The sequence below is a fragment of the Lentilactobacillus otakiensis DSM 19908 = JCM 15040 genome (assembly GCF_001434145.1).
Classification (GTDB): Bacteria; Bacillota; Bacilli; order Lactobacillales; family Lactobacillaceae; genus Lentilactobacillus; species Lentilactobacillus otakiensis.
Window position 1 is genome coordinate 36651 of the sequence record NZ_AZED01000005.1, and the last position, 18771, is coordinate 55421.

An 18771-nucleotide genomic window follows, 5' to 3' on the forward strand; every position below is an offset into this window, starting at 1 on the left:
TCACAGTCTTATTGAAGTTTCAAAAATTAATGATCTTCATTATCTTGTTCATCATTGTTGGTCTTTGAAGATGGCTTATGCTTGGTAACTTCGAACCAGTTGATAAACGAGTTTTGATATTGAACAATCTTAAAGTCAAAGTTTTCAAATGAGATAACATCGCCAGCCTTAATATCTGGATAATTATCCAAGAAATATCCGGCCAAAGTAACGGCATCCGAATTGGTGAATTCGGGGAAGTCTGCGTCGAAATAACGCTCAAAGTCATGAGTTGTTAATTTTCCGTTGACTTGGAAAGAGCCATTGGGTTGCTTAAAGATATAGTCGGTAATGGAAGGATCAATTTCATCTCGAACAGTTCCGAACAACTCTTCATAGATATCCTTGTCAGTGATGATTCCTGAAGTACCACCATATTCATCGACAACCACCACAATAGGTGTCCGTTTTTGAATCATCTGGTGGAGTACATCGGTAATTGGTGTCATCTCAGGGGTGGTGGTAATCTCTCTGAGAAGTCGGTCGATTTTAATTGTTGGATTGACTTGGGATTGACGAATCAAATCGTAGTTATAAACGTAACCCAAAATTTTATCCTTATCACCATTGGCAACAACGGGAATTCGACTGAACTTCTGCTGGAGGTAAACCTGAACGGCTTCTTTAACGGTTGTCGTAATATCGATGACGACCAATTGAGTTCTGTCGATCATGATATCCTTGGCAACCTTGTCATTTAACTGAAAGGCTCGTTGCATGTATAAGTAGTCGTTTTGTTCCAGAGCACCGCTCTTAACGGCACTTTTAGAAAGACTGAGGATTTCAGCTTGTGAAAATGACTCGTCATTTTCGTTGGCAACTTTTAATCCCATCATCTTGACGATTCCATTTGCGGAAATATTAAGTAACCAAACAAATGGATAGAACATGACGTGGAAATAATGCAATGGCGTACTGATGAATGAAAGTACCTGCATTGGCATATCAATACTGATGTTTTTTGGAACGATTTCTGTTAAAACCACTTCCAAATAAGTCAGGATGATGATCCCCAGTACAGCACCCACAGCGTGAGCCGCAGTTGGATCAATTGGTGAATTATGAATTTCCATAATGTCAACCAAAATGGTTACCACAAATGATTCACCCAGATAACCTAAGATAATACCAGCCAAGCTGACACCAACTTGGGTCGTTGAAAGGTATTCATTTAGGTTGGTAACCATGTGGAGTTGCCGGTTAAGCTTTTTGAGACCTTTGGCTTGTTTGCCTTTTGTTTCAATTAGTTTCTTTTTGCGCTCGTCCAATGCACTCGGGCGTGTTTGTACCAAAGCAAACTCACTTGCCACAAAGAATGCAGCAAAGAAAAATGTAACGATGACAATAATTAGATTAGTCAGTATCTGGCTATCGTCCAAAATTCGATTCCTCATTTCACAAATTGAATATAGTAAAAACAATCATAATCTGCAATCTACAGATTACTTTTCATTATACGCTCGTGCAAGGTATTTTTTAAGTGATTTAGAATATTATTGATCAGAATAGTCGTTTTTCTTAACTTTTAGGTTAAATCAGTGCTAGCATTAAGGTAGACCAAAATAAAGGGGATGTTATTATGGCTGAAAAAGTAAGAGAAAGTGCTGCCGAAAAGAAAGCCGATGCAGAAGAACGCGACAATGATAAAAAGCTCGTCTACACTGACGATCAAGTTAAAAAAGCAGTTGATCTGATTAACGAACAGGGATACGTGACCAAAAAAGATATTCCAGAAATGGATGACGATGACTGGTCAAAGGGATTCGCTGATAAAATTGATGACGTATTTAAAGCAAGCGACAAGGACCCATACATCTATTATGAGAAGTTTGATTTTGCCGGTGGTGAAATTGACACTTTCATTTGGAACATGGATGTCATTAAGACCCGTGACGATGCTTTGAAGAAGTTGGCAGACGTTTTGGGCAAGAAGATTGTTCGTTAATCTTTTGAATTAAACACTTGGTAAATTTAACAATCCAGTTAAGATTGCGAATTTTGCCAACTAAAAAATCGAGTAGCCGTTTTGGCTGCCCGATTTTTTTATAATGCCATCATGAGTGCGAACACGATCGGAATCGTTGCCAGACTTAAAATCGTTGATAAACTCATCAATGCCACCGCAGGACTGGTATCCCCATACGCCTGCAGTGTGAACAAAACCACCAGGCCGGCAGTTGGACAAGCGGCCATTAAGACGGTGGTGTCCAAGGCCACACCGGAGACGGTAAGCGCCTGGAGGATGAACATCGCCACGATCGGGAATAGTAAATTCCGAAAGAAAATTGCCAGCCACAAATGCCAGTCGATGAGTTGGCGGCTGATTCGAATATTGCCCAAACTATTACCAATGACGATCATCGATAACGGCGTGTTGATTGAACTGACGTAGTGAATGACACGATCAACCGGCACAGGCATCCGAAAAGACAATAGGAAAATCGCCAGTCCCAGAAAAATCGCAATGATATTTGGATTAATGATGATTTCTCTGAAGTTCTGCCAGTGGTCAGTTTCTTTTTTTGACGTTTTGAAGAGGGAAACCCCATGTGTCCAACTAAAGATGTTGAAACCTGCCAGCGAAGCAACCGCGAAGAACACCCCGGCATTGCCGAACAAAGCACTTGTCAGTGGGATGCCCATGAACCCCGCATTGGAATAGATACTGCCATACTTGGTAATTCGCTGGAGATTAATGTTGCTGATGCGGCCAAAAGCAAATTTGGCGATGATAATTTCGATTATGTAAAACAGGAAGATGCCGATGACGACCAGCATCAACTGTTTCATTCGAGCTGCAGAATAATTTTGCTCGAAGGCCCCGATGATCAGGCAGGGCGAAACTATATATAGAAGAATATTTGTTAGATCATTGGATGTTTGGGTGTGCATGAACCCAACTTTATTGATGAGAACACCAATTAACATCAGAACAAACATCAAAATAATTTGATTCGTAAGTTGACCAAGGGCCATGCCATCACTTCCTTATAAAGTTCGAAACTTTATTCACGAGTTTTAAAGAACATCACGCATTGCTCCTCACAACTTAGTATTGTTTCCCCAGTTCATATACCAGCTCAGGTTCATTTCCGGTTCGCTGGTTCTTATTCATGACATCAATCATGCTCATTTCATCGTCATTCAGTTCGAAATCCAACGCCGTATTTTCTTTAATTCTGGCGGGTGTTGCTGACTTGGGGATGATTGAGATGCCTCTCTGCAGATCCCAGCGCAAAATAATTTGAGCAGGGGTTTTGCCATGGTGCTTAGCCATTTTATCGAGCATTGGGTTATCGAGGACGACGCCTCTTCCCAACGGACTCCAAGCCTGGGTGATGATCGACATCTTCTTGTCGAAATCAAGCATTGGCTGCTGGGTCAAGTAGGGATGGGTTTCAATCTGATTGACTACTGGCATTTCATCCGCTTGGGTCTTCAGTAATTCCAACTGTGAACGAGTGAAGTTGCTGACACCAATTGATTTGGCCTTACCCTGTTTTTTTAATTCTTCCATTGCCTGCCAAGTTTCAAAGAAATGGTCGGCAACCGGCCAGTGGATTAGTAGCAAGTCAACATAATCGGTACCCAATTGTTGAAGCGAAAAATCGGTACTATTGATGGTCAGGTCGTGTCCCTGATTCATTTCGCTAACCTTGTCAATAATGAAGACATCTTCTCGGCGGGCGACTTTCTTAATCGCATCACCCAACATTTTCTCATTACGATAAAGTTGTGCGGTATCAAACATTCGATAGCCACTTTCGTAGGCAGTGGTAATGGATTGATTCATCAAATCTGGATTGTCTAGTTTGTAAGTGCCAAAGCCCAATTGTGGCATTTCATGGCCATCGGCGAGTTTATAGGTACTTTTATCTGGTTGAAACATTTCATTTCCCCCTTGCGCGTTAGTTAGATTTATTTTAGCATACCCGCAAGTCAATGTTTGACAACGTTTTCCAGCAAATTCATAAAAATAGTATAAACTTGATGTGAAGGGTCTAAATAAATGTGATTTTTCCAGTATATTTTGTACAATTATGGTAAAGCGAGGTGTTAATAGATGGCAGAGGTAAACATTGCAAACGTCGATCCTGATGTTGGGCTGAGCGATAGTCAAGTTCAGCAGCAGGTCCGCGATGGCAACCAAAATACGGGTGAGGAATCACTGACTCGGAGCGTTTCTGATATTCTTCGAGACAACACATTTACACTCTTCAACCTGATTAACGTGGTTCTAGGTGCCCTGGTGTTTTATACCGGCAGCTACAAGAACCTGCTATTTTTGGGGATTGCCTTCTTTAACACCGCTATTGGGATCATTCAAGAAATTCGGTCAAAACGCCAAGTTGATAAAATGGTACTCTTGGCTGAAGGTAAAATTAATGTTTTGCGTAATGGCCAGGAAATGCAGATTCGTTCTGAAGATATCGTTTTGGGCGACATTATTCAACTTGGCCGTGGCGATCAAATTCCGGTTGACGGGGTTGTGGTCCGCTCACGCGGGATCGAAGTTGATGAATCGCCAATTACTGGTGAGTCGGAAACAATTTCGAAAAATATCGGGGATGTCTTAACCTCAGGCACCTATTTAGTTGGTGGCTCCGGTAAAATGCGGGTCACCAAGGTTGGCTCAGACACGTTCGTTAACCATCTGTCCAGTGAAGCCAAGCAGGGTGAAGACACCTCGAGTATTCTATTAAATACGATTAATCGCATTATCAAAGTGTTGACTTATGTCATCATTCCGCTGGGAATTATTTTGTTCGTTGCCAAATTATACGGTGGCACTGGCATCAATCGGGCCATTCTCGGTTCGGCTGCCGCAATGATTGGCATGATTCCAGAGGGACTGGTACTGTTGACTTCGATGACGCTGGCAGTTTCTGCGATGCATTTGGCACGTAAGAAAACTTTAGTTCGAGATTTACCGGCGATCGAAACACTTGCTCGTGTTGATGTTATTTGTTTGGACAAGACCGGGACAATTACGAGTGGTAATTTGAAGTTTGTTAAAGCCATTCCGATGATGGCCGATGTTCCCGCCGAGGAAGTTGAAAAAGTAGTCGCTGGGATTACATATGGAACCGGTGACAGTAACGAAACCGCCAACGCGATTAAGGATGCGATTGACGATCCTGAACTAAAAACTGAAAAGATTATTCCATTTTCTTCTGATCGCAAGTGGAGTGGAGTTGGGCTTAGTGACGGCCATGACTACGTTTTTGGGGCACCACAGTTTATTTTCGAACATTTGGATGCTGACGTTCAGGCTGAAATCACCAAGAATGCTAAGAAAGGTTACCGTGTTTTAGCCGTCGCTCAAGTCGATAATTTGGATCCCCGCAAAGCACTTCAGACACCAAAGCTGATTGGCCTGGTATTGATCTCTGATGTGATCCGCCCCAATGCAGCCAACACTTTCCAGTATTTCCACAATCAAGATGTGACTATTAAGGTGATCTCAGGGGATGATCCCACTACTGTTTCGACGATCGCTCAACAAGCCGGGGTCCAAAATGCTCAAAATAGTATCGACATGACCACTGTCAAAGATGATGATAATTTTGGCGAAATTGCGGCCCAAAATACCGTCTTCGGTCGGGTGACCCCTGATCAAAAGAAGCGATTGATTGCCGGTCTTCAAGAACGAAAGCACACCGTTGCCATGACCGGTGATGGCGTTAATGACTTGCTTGCATTGCGTCAGGCTGACTGTGGTATTGCGATGGCTTCTGGTAGTGAAAGTACTAAGAGTATCGCTGACTTCGTACTGATTAATTCTAATTTTGATGCGATGATCGACGTCTTAAAAGAGGGGCGTCGGGTTATCAATAACATCGAGCGGGTTGCTTCTATGTATCTGATTAAGACAATGTATTCGGTTGCCTTGTCATTTATCTTCGTTTTCTTCGCAATGGGTTATCCATTTGAACCCATCCAGTTGACACCAATCACCTCGTTGATGGTGGGAATTCCATCATTCTTCCTGGCATTGGAACCGAACTTCCACAAGATTACTAACCAATTTATGAAACAAGTCCTAATTATTTCAACACCGGCGGCGATCTGTATTGTCGGCTACGTCATGCTGATTGAGGTCATTGGGCTATTCTTTGGCTTGAAGTACGAATTCACTTCAACTCTGTGTGTTCTGCTGACCGGAGCCATTTGCTGGCTGGCGTTGGTTATGGTCTCTCGGCCGCTTAACCGACTAAAAATTGGCTTGGATATTTTGGTGCTGGTCGCATTTTTGGCCATCATCATCTTCTTCAACAACATTTTCTCGCTGGTATCCTTCTTCGATAAGGATATCTGGTTATATGCAATTCCGTTGATTGCCACGGCCTATCCGCTTTATATGTTCATGCAAGGTGTGATTGCGACGGTCCTCAACCAACGAGAGAAGAAGCGATTAGCCAAACAGGCTGAAAATCAATAAGCATTGAATGACGACTCGATAATTTGATGAGTTGTCTTTTTTATGCCTCATCTCACCTAGTGCTATAAACTAGCTAACGTGGTATAATAAACACGAAGGAGTGATAACATGGCATACAACGAAGAACAATATGAACAGTGGGAACAAAGACTCAAACTGGTGGAGTTGCCACTGTGGGCAGATTTACCTAAATTTGAGTTGTACATGGATCAACTCGTCGCACTGGTGAACGAAACGCTGGGACCAATTGGGATTGATAAAGTCACTCCGGCGATGATCAACAATTACGTTAAGAACAAAGCCATCATGGCGCCGGTTAAGAAGAAGTACCAAACCATGCAGGTAGCTGACGTCATCTTAATTAGTTTATTGAAGCCGGCATTTTCACTGGAAACAATCCGTCATGGGATCGACCAGGTCACAGCAAACATCTACCCGCAGCAGGCCTATGACACATTCATCAAGAGATTATTATTCTCGTTTAAGAATATGGATAGCCGAAACAGTCGCGCGTTGGAAGAGAAAAATCTCAACGATAAATTGATGCAGGTGGCCGTCAACGTGATTATCGACAGAATTCAATCTGAAAAGCTTTTATCGATTATTCAAAAGCCACTGACTAAAATATCTAAATAATCAGAAGTCGTGAAACCATTCACATATAAATAATGGAACCGCTTTCATAAAAAAAGGACTTGTTTAACAAGCCCTTTTCTTTTTGTTTATTGATACATCAGCCTGCAAGCACTTACAAAAAATAAATTGTGATTTTTTGAACAAAACTGTTTACATTTTTAAAATACGTGATATTATTAATCTTGTGAAAAAGATAACAAAGAACAAACAACCAACAAACTTTTCATTGGAGGAAAATCAATGATTGATAATAAAGTAAAAGAAACCAAAGCAGCAAAGACCGACTCAACTGATGTTGAAGCTGTCATCAACGGATTAGTTTCAAAGGCTCAAAAAGCCTTGGAAATTATGGACTCATTTGACCAAGAAAAAGTCGACCACATTACCCACCAAATGGTAATGGCCGGCCAAGACAAACATATGGATCTCGCACTCATGGCCTATGAAGAAACCGGCCGTGGGGTTGCCGAAGATAAAGCAATTAAGAATATGTACGCTACTGAAGAAGTATGGCACAGCATTCGCGATCACAAGACCGTTGGCGTTATCAAAGATGATAAAGAACGTCAATTGATTACCGTTGCTGAACCTCTGGGTGTTCTTGCCGGAATCACACCAGTTACCAACCCAACTTCAACAACTTTGTTCAAATCAATTATTTCGATGAAGACTCGAAACCCAATCATCTTCAGCTTCCATCCTCAAGCACTGAAGTCATCAATCGCTGCTGCCAAGATCGTCCGTGATGCTGCGATCGCTGCCGGGGCTCCTGAAGGATGTATCCAATGGATTGAAGAACCAAGTATTGAAGCAACAACTAAGTTAATCAACCACCCCGGCGTTGCAAGTACCCTTGCTACTGGTGGCCCAGGCATGGTTAAGGCAGCCTACTCAACTGGAAAGCCTGCTTTAGGTGTTGGACCTGGTAACGGCCCTGTCTATATTGAAAAGACTGCTAACATCCTGCGTGCTGTCAACGATTTGGTTCTCTCAAAGACCTTTGATAACGGAATGATCTGTGCCACTGAAAACAGTGCAGTCATCGATACCGATATCTACGCTGAAGTTAAAAAAGAATTAGTTAAAAACGGTGTCTTCTTTGTTGAAAAGAAGGACCAAGACAAGTTGGCTGAAGCAATGTTTAACCCTAAGACTGGTGGCGTTAAGGGCCCTATCGCTGGTAAATCAGCAAAGGTCATCGCCAAATTAGCTGGTATCAAAGTTCCTGACAACACCAAAGTTTTAGCTGCCGAAATTACCGGCGTTGGGCCTAAATACCCATTATCAGCTGAAAAGTTAAGCCCAGTGATCTCTGTATATAAGGTAAAGAACCATGAAGAAGGTTTCAAGAAGTGTGACGAATTACTTCACTTCGGTGGAATGGGACACACTGCCGGCATCCAGACTTTGGATGACGACTTGGCACTTGAATTTGGTAAAGAAATGAAGGCAGCCCGAGTTCTGGTTAACACACCAGGCGGCTTCGGTGGTATCGGTAACCTTTACAACGAAATGACACCATCATTGACTTTGGGTACAGGTTCATGGGGAGCTAACTCTATTTCTCATAACGTAACTGACTATGACCTTTTGAACATCAAAACTATCGCAAAGAGACGAAATAATATGCAATGGATTAAGTTACCTCGAGTTTACTTTGAAAAGACTTCAGTTCGTTATCTCATGGACATGCCTGGCATCAACAAGGTATTCATCGTAACCAGTCCAGAAATGGTAGAATTTGGCTACGTCGACAAGGTCCTTGATGAATTGAAACGCCGTCCAAACCCAATCGAATACTCACTGTTCTCAGGTGTTGAGCCAGACCCAACCACTGACACAGTTGAAAAGGGTGTTCGTCAAATGAACGCATTCAAACCAGACACAATCATTGCCCTTGGTGGTGGTTCTCCATTGGATGCTGCCAAGAACATGTGGTTATTCTACGAAGACCCTAAGACTAGTTTCTTCGGTGCTAAACAGAAGTTCATCGATATCAGAAAGCGGGCATATCGTTTCAACAAGCCTAAGAAGGCTCAAATGATCGCGATCCCAACCACTTCAGGTACCGGTTCAGAAGTTACTCCGTTCGCTGTTATCACCGACTCAAAGACTCATGTTAAGTACCCATTAGCTGACTATGCTTTGACTCCTGATGTTGCCATCGTTGACCCACAGTTTGTGGAAACTGTACCAAAGGGTAACATTGCCGCTTCTGGATTGGATACTTTGTGCCACGGAATCGAATCATTCGTATCAACCATGGCATCTGACTACACCCGTCCATTGTCATTACAAGCAATCAAGTTGGTATTTGATAACTTGGCTGATTCATACAATGGCAATATGCATGCCAAGGAAGAAATGCATAACGCCGCAACCTTAGCAGGTATGGCATTTGGTAACGCATTCCTTGGAATCAACCATTCAATCGCCCATAAACTTGGTGGTAAATTTGGCTTAACTCATGGGATTGCCATCGCAATCACGATGCCACATGTTATTCGTTACAACACTAAATTACCAGAAAAGATCGCCGTATGGCCTAAGTACGAGTACTTCCGTGCTAACAAGGACTACGCAGAAATTGCTCGTTATGTTGGTATTCAAGGTAAGAACGACGATGAATTAATCGAAGGATTGGTTCAAAAAATTATCAAGTTAGCTCATGAAGTTGGCGTAACCTTAAGCTTGAAGGCTTGGGGCGTAGACAAAGCCAAATTCGACGCAGCCGTTGACCGTCTTGCAGTATTAGCATACGAAGACCAATGCACGACAGCTAACCCTAAGGAACCTTTAATCGCAGATCTGAAGCAATTGATGATTGACGATTATGAGGGAACGAATGTGGAAAAGTAGTGAGCGGAACAAACCGTTTAGCATTATCTAAATAAGCAAAGATTCCCAGTTGCGTCGGAGCTGTCCTCAAAGGCAGACTAACCCAGAAAAGATGCTTAAATATCCAATCTAGTGTAGTAAGTTTGTCCAATATCTAAACACAAAATCAACCCTATTAATTGATAAAAGCCGTTAGCCACGAATTGTGTGGCTAGCGGCTTTTATCGGTTATGCGGTAGGGATCAGGGTCGTCGGAGCTGTCCTCAAAGGCGGTCTACACTGGTGCAGAGGCTTAAATATCCAAAGGAATTTGTAGCATTGACAACACAATAAATTAGAACTGTCAGATCACCAATACCCCAGTTCCGTGATGACTCACAGTACTTGAGTATTTTTAATTGAATCCTTTTCAGTGCATGCAACAGCCAATTCAACGATACTTAATATTATACTTTTCCTGCATTTCACGAGGAATGGGAATACTTGGGTCTACAAACGGATTATTTTGGTGGTGATATGCGAAATGTTTGCGCTAATTTCATAAATCGGTAAGTTGGTTCTGATAAGCAAGACTTTTGCAGCTTGAATCTTCAATCCTAGCAGATGCTGAAGGGGGGTGGTATTCAAATCCCGTTTAAATTGTTGGGTGAGATACGCGTTTGAGACCTCAAAGTGTTCGGCAACGTTTTTAATGGATAGATCAACCGACATGTTGGCACGGATCCATTCCAATGCTTGGCTGACTAGTGTTGATGGATGAGCGTTAATCGATTTGCGGTGGTATTCAACGTTTAATTTAGCTAAGATGGTAGTCGTCAGCAGATTTAATGGTAGCTGATTAGTCGTTCTGTCCAGTTCCATATTCATGAGCTCGCTCAATAAAATCAGAATATCGCCATTGTCCTTAATCCGAAATTGATTTGGAAAGATCAACTGGTCTTTTGAACCATCAGTGGGAGAATCAACAACTTTGTAATCACAATAAAAATGCAGCCAATAAAAATTGATTTGTTGAGTCATTGTTCCGTTACCAGTTACCTTTGCGTATGGTGGAACTAGCAGAACATCACCGGGTTTGAGGATAAACGGGTGGTCATTAACGAGAATGGATAACGTTCCTGTTTGTGGCAATATTAATTCAAAATCGGCTTGATGTGCGTTAACGGGATGCTCCCAAGTGCCGTCAAATGAAAATTCACCGATAAAAAATAGAAAAGCGGGCTTAGAAATGTCTAATGCTAGATAACTCACGATGAATCACCTCTTAAAAAGTGCGACTAATTATTAAAAATTGTGGATTCTAAAATACAGATTAAACGCCTAAAATACAGAGGTCAAGCAATGTGCCCCAACTTATTTCAACGGATAAAATGTGATGAAGTTGTCGGTGAAGTGCACAATTTTTTATAAGGATGGAATACGAATATGAAAACCAAATTTCAATCGATCGTTTTAGTGCTGATTGGTTTTGTGTTGGGGTGTAATGAATTTATTATTGTTGGAATATTATCAGACGTCAGTCGGACTTTCAGTGTGTCAACATCGCAAGCCGGCTTTTTGGTAACGTTGTTTGCTTTGATATACGCATTTTCAACGCCGGTAGTGAACACAATTATCAGTCAGTTTAACCGGTTCAAAGTTTTGGTGGTTTTGATAGTAATCTTTATTGTTGGTAATACTTATACGGCTCTGGCACCATCTTTTAATCAGCTGATTATCTCCAGAGTGCTCACGGCACTAACGGCAGGACCGATCATCTCACTGGCGATGTCTTTTGCGACCGTCATCGTTTCGATTGAAAAGCGGCCAATGCTGGTATCTTGGATTTTTTCTGGATTTAGCATTGCCTCGGTTGTCGGAGTTCCAGTTGGAACATTAATTGCCAATACAACTAGTTGGCGGTATTCATTCATATTAATTACTGTTATTGGGATCGCCTGTCTTGCGGCTGTTATTTGGCTGCTGCCAAAACACATCAGGCAAACCAAGAGTTCACTCATGCGCCAACTGGCAATCGTTCGCGATCGGCGGGTGATTATCGGGTCAGCCTTGGTCATGTGCAATTTAGCAGGAACCTACGTTGTTTATACTTACTTACAACCGATTTTAACGGAAATGATGAAATTCTCCGTGGCATCACTTGGTTTGATACTAGCGATTTATGGTGTTGCTTCAATATTCAGTAATCAATTTTCCGGGTTCCTTGCCAGCCATGGCAGTCTATCTCGAATGCCACTCGTCTATGTGATTCAATCATTAGTATTTCTGACAATGCCGTTTCTGATTCACTCTCAGTTACTTGGCTTCCCACTCTTGTTGATTATGGGGATGGCGATGTATCTACTAAATGCTCCCATCCAAATTCATTTTATGCAGATTGCAGAATCTGATTATCCTCAATCGATGGTATTAGCATCGTCGTTTAATTCAATCTTCTCGAATTTAGGTATTTCAGTTGGGTCCGCAGTAGGATCGGCCTTCCTATTAACTGCCGGTTTGTCCAGTCTGGGGATCGGTGCAGCAGTATTTGCCATTGCATCGCTCGGGTTGGTAACTTATTTAGTTAGGATCACTCATCGTTTTAGCAAAGCAGCTAAAAATGATGTGGTATAAGGCACCATTTTAATTGTCACTAATTAAACATGTAAGGTTCTAGTTACTAAAAAACTGTCACTATTTCATTGAAAATGTGCCCCAAATCACTTCTGAATTCGCTTACAATATAAGCTATATTATGGATATTGCTTTTTGGATATGAAAGGACAATTCAAATGACAAAGCCAACTGCAACAACTAATCTATCAATTAATCAAGTTAAAATCACATCTGATTTTTGGAAGAGATACCGCGATTTAGTCGCTAACGTGGTGGTCCCATATCAGTATGAAACAATCAGCGACAAAAATGATACGACAATTGGTGACGATGCATTTACTGATAAGGAAGCTTATCAAGACGGCTTGCAAAGCCACGCCATTGAAAACTTGAAGATTGCTGCCGGCATCAGCAAGGGTAAACACGTCGGCATGAATTTCCAAGATACCGACGTTTATAAATGGCTGGAAGCAGCAGCTTATACGCTGCAATACCATCCAGATAAAGACTTACAAGCTGAAACTGACGCGGTCGTTGATTTGATCGCTAAAGCTCAACAACCTGATGGTTATCTTTCAACGATTTTTCAAATCAAATTTCCCGAAAGAAAGTTCAAACGGCTCCAACAATCTCATGAATTATATTCAATGGGACACTATATTGAAGCCGGAGTTGCCTATTTTGAAGCAACTGGCAATCAAAAAGCCCTAGACATTGCAGAAAAGATGGCGGCTTGTTTAGAGGACAACTTTGGACTTGAAGATAATAAGATTCACGGTTATGGTGGCCATCCTGAAATTGAATTGGCATTAATGCGACTTTATGAAGTCACCGGAAAAGAAGAATATTTGAATCTGACGAATTACTTCATTCGCCAACGCGGTCAGGATCCCGATTTCTTTGACAAGCAAAACGAAGCCGACGGTTGGGATAATGCTTTTTGGCCAGACCTGAATACGATTGGTAACGAATATTATTACGCAGATAAACCCGTGACGGAACAGACCGATGCTCATGGACACGCCGTGCGTTGTGTATACTTGGCAACCGGATTGGCCCATCTTGCTTGTGTAACTGGCGATCAAGACTTGAAGGATGCTGCTCAGAGGATTTGGAATGACATTGTCAAGAAGCAAATGTATATCACTGGTAATGTTGGTCAAACATCTACCGGAGAGGCTTTTACCTTTGACTACGATCTGCCAACCGACACCGACTATGGTGAAACTTGTGCTTCGGTTGCAATGACTTTCTTTGCCCGTCAGATGCTTGCCGGTGACTTTAAAGGTGAGTATGGTGATGTAATCGAAAAGGAAATCTACAATGGCGCTTTGAGTGGTATGGCATTGGATGGGACTCATTATTTCTATGTCAATCCGTTGGAAGTTAATCCTAGCGAATCTGAAAAGAATCCGGATAAGAAACACGTCTTGCCACGTCGTCAAGCTTGGTTTGGAACGGCTTGCTGCCCATCAAATATCACCAGATTGATTGCATCGATGGACCGTTACCTGTATGAAATTAAGGACAACACAATCTTTGCCCATCAATATATTGCTAATTCCACCACTTTTAGTGATGGTATCCAAATTGATCAGGACAGTAATTTACCATGGGATGGTACTGCAAACTTTGAGATTACCAATCCAAACAATGTTCATTTCAATTTTGCGGTTCGAATTCCTAATTGGAGCAGAGACTCATTTAAAATCACCGTCAATGATCAAGTGATTGATGTAGACGGAAAAGATGGCATTGTTGTCGTTCCGATCACGGACGAAAAAACATCGATTGAAGTTGTATTGGATATGAAGACTAATTTGATTTATGCCAACGCTAAGGTTCGTGCAAATGCTGACGATGTTGCGGTTCAACGTGGCCCAATCGTCTATTGTGCAGAACAAGTTGACAATCCTGGTAATCTTTGGAATTACCAGCTTGATACAGTTCCAAGTTTTGACTTTGCCTACCAGGAAGGCCTTTTGAATGGCGTTGGTGTCTTAACGACTAACGATGCAACCAAGGTCGAAACAGAGCCCGACTCGGAAAGCTTGTATCAGTTCAACCAGGCCCCTAGAAGAGCGTCGACCAAGTTAACCCTGATCCCATATTATTCATGGGCTAACCGGGATGAAGGCCAGATGAGTGTTTGGCTTCACAAATAGACAGTTATCTACGGGGAATCGTCTGCCTCAAAGATAATAAGTCACTTAAATAATTAGTTGATATGTACTTCTTTAACGGCATGACCCATGTGACACAGGGCCATGCCGTTAAGTGTTTTCTGACAATTTCAAGATATGACGTTTTTTAGACAATAGTTGACACTCATTTTCCAAAAGCCCATAAACTATCCCTCATGATATGCTATACTTTTCCATGTAAAGAAGCATAATAAAACGGAAAAAGGTGAAAAGCCTTTACAGCCCCTTCGCTACTGTAAGATTGACTACGCCGTCGTAACTCACTGGGTAAAACTGGAAAGAGGACGGTGTTAGGTAGATATCGAGTCAGGATACGCTTGTTATGCCGATTGCAAAGCTTCTTAGGGTCGGCTTTGTCAATTAATAGCGTATCTCTCGGATATTTTGTATGCTCAAATTCAATGTCTGAATTTAGGTTATTAGTGATTGAGAAACGGCCCTGGCTAGTTAAACTAGTCGGGCTTTTTTGTTGTGTTCATTTTTGGTTGAGGGTTTCATCACTATTTAATGATTTGGAGGAGAGCAGACGTATGAAGAAGAAACAGTTGATTTATTGGATATCCCTGGTAATGGGGATGTTCTTGCTAGCGATTGGTGGCGGCAACTTTGCCAAGGCCGATACCGCGGCAAACGTCGATTCGGCGATCGTGACCGGCGTGAAGCTGACCGCACAAAAAGACACATTGGATGCTTGGGATGCCGCCATTTTGGCAACCAGCGACGGCGGCATTACCGATGCTCAAGCAGATAATGCCTATCAGGATATCGTTACCACGAATGGTTTTTTAAGCGGAAACACCCAGAATTTAAGTGGTGTCTCAAACGTTGCCGGAGTTATCGGCCTGCGCGCACTGGATAAGGATCCAGCGAACGTTGAAAAGAAAGATTTGGTTGGCCAGGTGATTAACGATCCCCAAGCCAAAATTGATAAGCCAAGTTTGTACACTTTGGTGAACGATCTTGAAGCCCTAAGCACAGGCAGCTATGGCAAAACAAGTGAAGCTGCTCGCGCAACGTTGACTGCGAAAATTTTAGCTGACCGTGATGCCACATCCGGTATTTGGACGTCTACCTGGGGCGATGTTGACCTCACCGGACGGGCGATTCAAGCTCTCTCAATGAATATGAACCAGCCTGGGGTTCCGGCTGCCATTCAAAAAGCTGTCACCGTGGTTGAAAATAATTATTATCAGCAAAATGGTGGCTTTGGCAATAAAACCAACCAAGAAGACCAATACAACAACATTACCATGGTCAACGCCCTTGCGGCTGCTGGTGTGGATGTCTACACATCGCTGAATGGTAAACCTGGTTATGTGGCACCAGTTCAACGTTTGCTTGATCAAAAAGACATTTCTGCTGACAGTAATTCAATGCTGCTCCAACAAGCAACCTACACGCTGGAACAGGCCCGATTTACCAAGGATGGTGGTCAGGGATGGATCTTTGATTTTGCCAAAAACCCCACTTTCAGACCACGTGAACTAGCACAATTAAATGCTGCCGCGAATACGAAGCAGCAAGCGATTAACAATGATTCCCAGGCCTCGGCAGGTGATAAGGCCACTGCCATCAACACGATTAATCAAACACTTGAGAACTATATCACCAAGATTAATGCTGATACCACCAGTGAGGCAGCAATTGCGGATCGGGCAGTCGGGGTTGCCGAGATGAATAACGTGAAAGTCGTCGATTCAAGTGCCGAGTCTTCCAGTGCAACGACAATTAACAATAACTACACGACAATCATCAACAGTACACCAAGCGCCTCAAGTCCTTCAGCTGCATCCAGTTCGTCGACGACTACAACCGTTACCAAACCAACCACAACCAAGAAGTCCAAGAGTGCCAAGGGCTCAGTTGTCTATGGTTTAACAACCCTTAAATTGTATAAGAGCACTAATTTTACCAAACATAATCTTGCTAAGACTTACAAGAAACAGCATCGTACCAACCGACCGATGTTCTTAGTCCTTCGTCAAGTTACTAGTAAACAGGGGCATGCTGTATATCGTGTTAAAGACATGAAGAGCGGTAAAACCGGCTACATGTTGTCAGCTCGTAAATATTTAACCGGGGCTTACTATTCCGCAAAGGTTACTCGAGTAAAAGTGATCAACCCAAAAGGAATCAATGAATCTAACTATCTTGATTTAACGAATAAGAAGCAGCACGTTAAGAAGAACAAGTCATTATCCGTTCAAAAAGTCGTTGGGTATGGACACACTACCCGGTTGTTATTGACCAACGGGCGCTACATTTCAGCCAATAAAAAGTTGGTCATGGCAACCAAGATCGCCAAGACAAGTGGGCAGAATACGGATACCGTTGAGACGCCGGTTACACCGGCACCTTCGACTTCCAGCTCCTCGTCATCTACGACCACGTCAACCTCGACTAGTACAACCACCAATCCTGCCGGCACAAGTTCAAGTACCTCAAACGGTTCAAACAATACACCGACAAATGGTTCTGGAAACAATAGTAGTAATTCTGGTTCCAATACCAACCCAACCACTGAAACGGTGACTGTCAGCGTTAACGCCAACGGATCCGTGATTGCCAGTGGGAGCGTGACAGTTTCCAAGGGAGCGACTGCTTTGGATGCGCTCAATACGCTCGCAGCTCAACACGGTTTATCAATCACCACGGTCGGTTCCGGCATCACTGCTTATGTCAAAGGTATTAATGGCTACAACGCCGGACCTGCAGGTACTATGACCGGTTGGCTGTACTCGATTAATGGCAACCAGCCAAATACGTCGATCGGCGCTTATGTGGTTGCCAATGGTGATCGCATTTCCCTGAACTACAATAAATAAAGAGGTATTGATGATGAATAAATTAACCAAAAGTATTTTGGCATCCGTAAGTGCCGTGTTGATGACGGTCACGTTGACCACGAGTGTTGGCGCAGCGTCCATCCATAAGGCCGGTTCGGCAACCATTCATCGACGAACTGCACTCACGTATTCGTACGCTAAGAAGATGCTTAAAGAAAACAAAACCGGGTTATCCGGCAAAACCAGTTCCATATTCAGCCATAAATTATATTCGGAAACCGGCGCGGCTTCTGGCTATTCCGATTTCCTGCTGGGATTGAAGGGTAATCACTATAAATTTACGACTAGTGAAAAGAATCTACTGCGGAAGAATTTGGTTATCAAAAACAGCAGTACGGCTGCCACATTGGCCAACGCCGTCATGGCCGTTCAAGCAATGGGATTAAATGCCCAGAACTACAAGGCATATGGTCACAAGACAGGAATTAACCTGGTGTCACGATTGTACCGGACAAGTGTCAGCAATCAGACAGCCAGTTCGCAGGCGGAAACGCTGATCGCTGTTTCCATGAGCAGCAAATTCAAGCAGCCCAGTCATGCGAAATTTAGTAAGGCCAGCTTGAGTTACCGACTGGTTAAAGTTCAGCTGAAGAATCATGGCTGGACCTACAATAACGCCCAGGGTGCCAAGGATGCCGACACCACCAGCATGGTGCTGACTGGCTTATCACGAGGTAAGTCAAGCGCCAGCTCCATCGAATCAAGTATTCAAAAGGGGCAACAGTTCCTATATAGCCTTGCACAAAGTAACGGTGCCTTTGGATACACGTTTAACGGCAAGACGACGCCGAATGCCAACTCAACGGCAGAGGCGATTATTGCGCTGTCAAATAATTCAACAACGAAGAAGTATGTCAATGTTAGTCCAATGCGGTCGGGTCAAAAGGCCACCCCGCTGTATGCGGTGCTGACGTATGTGAATAAGACTGGGTCGATCAAAAATGCCACTAGCCAGCTGTATGGTGTTGGTCAGGTGAACTTGGCCGTGGCAGCTTATAAGGCTGCTTTGAAAGGACAGTCGGTTTACAACATTAATTAGTTAAAAATATATGATTAAAAAGGAGCCTTAGCAATGCGAGAAATCAAATTGCTAAGGCTTTTTCTGAAGATTTTCTAAATAATAAAAGATATACTAATTAATGAAGTGAATCTATGAACAATAGTCAATAGA

Annotated in this window: 12 protein-coding genes and 1 riboswitch; of the genes, 8 read left to right on the top strand and 4 right to left on the bottom strand. The window is 42.7% G+C overall.

All coding sequences use genetic code 11. The annotated features are described in order from the left end of the window. Window positions 1-26 precede the first annotated feature (26 nt). Window positions 27-1433, bottom strand: coding sequence for a hemolysin family protein (locus FD05_RS01845; protein ID WP_020281396.1), 1407 nt, complete (start codon window positions 1431-1433; stop codon window positions 27-29). A gap of 185 nt (window positions 1434-1618) precedes the next feature. On the opposite strand from FD05_RS01845, the gene FD05_RS01850 reads away from it, so the two are divergent. Continuing rightward, the gene (locus FD05_RS01850; RefSeq protein WP_020281395.1) at window positions 1619-1984 is read left to right on the top strand and encodes a hypothetical protein; all 366 of its coding nucleotides are present in this window, start codon (window positions 1619-1621) and stop codon (window positions 1982-1984) included. 98 nt (window positions 1985-2082) lie between these two features. Here the strand turns inward: FD05_RS01850 and FD05_RS01855 are convergent, their stop codons facing one another. Next, complete coding sequence (locus tag FD05_RS01855) at window positions 2083-3015, bottom strand: AEC family transporter (RefSeq protein ID WP_039932968.1); 933 nt, start codon at window positions 3013-3015, stop codon at window positions 2083-2085. Between the two features lie 73 nt (window positions 3016-3088). Then, window positions 3089-3928 carry an aldo/keto reductase gene (locus FD05_RS01860; RefSeq protein ID WP_039932967.1) on the bottom strand — a complete coding sequence of 280 codons (840 nt, stop codon included), beginning with the start codon at window positions 3926-3928 and terminating at the stop codon, window positions 3089-3091. A 174-nt stretch (window positions 3929-4102) separates the two neighbouring features. Here FD05_RS01860 and FD05_RS01865 point away from each other — a divergent pair, with 174 nt between their 5' ends. From FD05_RS01865 to adhE, 3 genes are all read left to right on the top strand, one after another. Then, on the top strand, window positions 4103-6481 hold the full coding sequence (locus FD05_RS01865) for an HAD-IC family P-type ATPase (RefSeq protein WP_020281392.1): 2379 nt from the start codon (window positions 4103-4105) through the stop codon (window positions 6479-6481). A 108-nt stretch (window positions 6482-6589) separates the two neighbouring features. Next, window positions 6590-7117, top strand: a complete 528-nt coding sequence (locus FD05_RS01870; RefSeq protein ID WP_020281391.1) for a DUF1836 domain-containing protein — start codon at window positions 6590-6592, stop codon at window positions 7115-7117. Window positions 7118-7357: 240 nt separating this feature from the next. Beyond that, window positions 7358-9976: a bifunctional acetaldehyde-CoA/alcohol dehydrogenase gene (adhE, locus tag FD05_RS01875; RefSeq protein WP_020281390.1), complete on the top strand. Its 2619-nt coding sequence runs from the start codon at window positions 7358-7360 to the stop codon at window positions 9974-9976. Between the two features lie 468 nt (window positions 9977-10444). On the opposite strand, the gene FD05_RS01880 is transcribed toward adhE, so the two are convergent. Next, the gene (locus FD05_RS01880; RefSeq protein ID WP_020281389.1) at window positions 10445-11206 is read right to left on the bottom strand and encodes an AraC family transcriptional regulator; all 762 of its coding nucleotides are present in this window, start codon (window positions 11204-11206) and stop codon (window positions 10445-10447) included. A gap of 174 nt (window positions 11207-11380) precedes the next feature. On the opposite strand from FD05_RS01880, the gene FD05_RS01885 reads away from it, so the two are divergent. The 4 genes from FD05_RS01885 to FD05_RS01900 all read left to right on the top strand — a co-directional run bounded on the left by FD05_RS01885 (window position 11381) and on the right by FD05_RS01900 (window position 18639). After that, a complete protein-coding gene (locus FD05_RS01885) occupies window positions 11381-12568 on the top strand; it encodes an MFS transporter (RefSeq protein ID WP_020281388.1) in 1188 nt (395 codons plus the stop codon). Between the two features lie 158 nt (window positions 12569-12726). Beyond that, window positions 12727-14715, top strand: a complete 1989-nt coding sequence (locus tag FD05_RS01890) for a glycoside hydrolase family 127 protein (protein WP_020281387.1) — start codon at window positions 12727-12729, stop codon at window positions 14713-14715. A 182-nt stretch (window positions 14716-14897) separates the two neighbouring features. After that, window positions 14898-15089, top strand: a riboswitch (cobalamin riboswitch). Between the two features lie 195 nt (window positions 15090-15284). Then, window positions 15285-17579 carry a DUF5776 domain-containing protein gene (locus tag FD05_RS01895; RefSeq protein ID WP_020281386.1) on the top strand — a complete coding sequence of 765 codons (2295 nt, stop codon included), beginning with the start codon at window positions 15285-15287 and terminating at the stop codon, window positions 17577-17579. A 13-nt stretch (window positions 17580-17592) separates the two neighbouring features. After that, on the top strand, window positions 17593-18639 hold the full coding sequence (locus FD05_RS01900; RefSeq protein WP_020281385.1) for a hypothetical protein: 1047 nt from the start codon (window positions 17593-17595) through the stop codon (window positions 18637-18639). The last annotated feature ends 132 nt before the right edge of the window (window positions 18640-18771 follow it).

Excerpts from the sequence above, each read along its gene's own strand:
- FD05_RS01900 (WP_020281385.1), top strand. The coding sequence starts at position 17,593 with ATGAATAAATTAACCAAAAGTATTTTGGCATCCGTAAGTGCCGTGTTG.
- FD05_RS01890 (WP_020281387.1), top strand. The coding sequence starts at position 12,727 with ATGACAAAGCCAACTGCAACAACTAATCTATCAATTAATCAAGTTAAA.
- FD05_RS01850 (WP_020281395.1), top strand. The coding sequence starts at position 1,619 with ATGGCTGAAAAAGTAAGAGAAAGTGCTGCCGAAAAGAAAGCCGATGCA.
- FD05_RS01845 (WP_020281396.1), bottom strand. The coding sequence starts at position 1,433 with ATGAGGAATCGAATTTTGGACGATAGCCAGATACTGACTAATCTAATT.
- FD05_RS01860 (WP_039932967.1), bottom strand. The coding sequence starts at position 3,928 with ATGTTTCAACCAGATAAAAGTACCTATAAACTCGCCGATGGCCATGAA.
- FD05_RS01870 (WP_020281391.1), top strand. The coding sequence starts at position 6,590 with ATGGCATACAACGAAGAACAATATGAACAGTGGGAACAAAGACTCAAA.
- FD05_RS01855 (WP_039932968.1), bottom strand. The coding sequence starts at position 3,015 with ATGGCCCTTGGTCAACTTACGAATCAAATTATTTTGATGTTTGTTCTG.
- FD05_RS01865 (WP_020281392.1), top strand. The coding sequence starts at position 4,103 with ATGGCAGAGGTAAACATTGCAAACGTCGATCCTGATGTTGGGCTGAGC.
- FD05_RS01895 (WP_020281386.1), top strand. The coding sequence starts at position 15,285 with ATGAAGAAGAAACAGTTGATTTATTGGATATCCCTGGTAATGGGGATG.
- adhE (WP_020281390.1), top strand. The coding sequence starts at position 7,358 with ATGATTGATAATAAAGTAAAAGAAACCAAAGCAGCAAAGACCGACTCA.
- FD05_RS01885 (WP_020281388.1), top strand. The coding sequence starts at position 11,381 with ATGAAAACCAAATTTCAATCGATCGTTTTAGTGCTGATTGGTTTTGTG.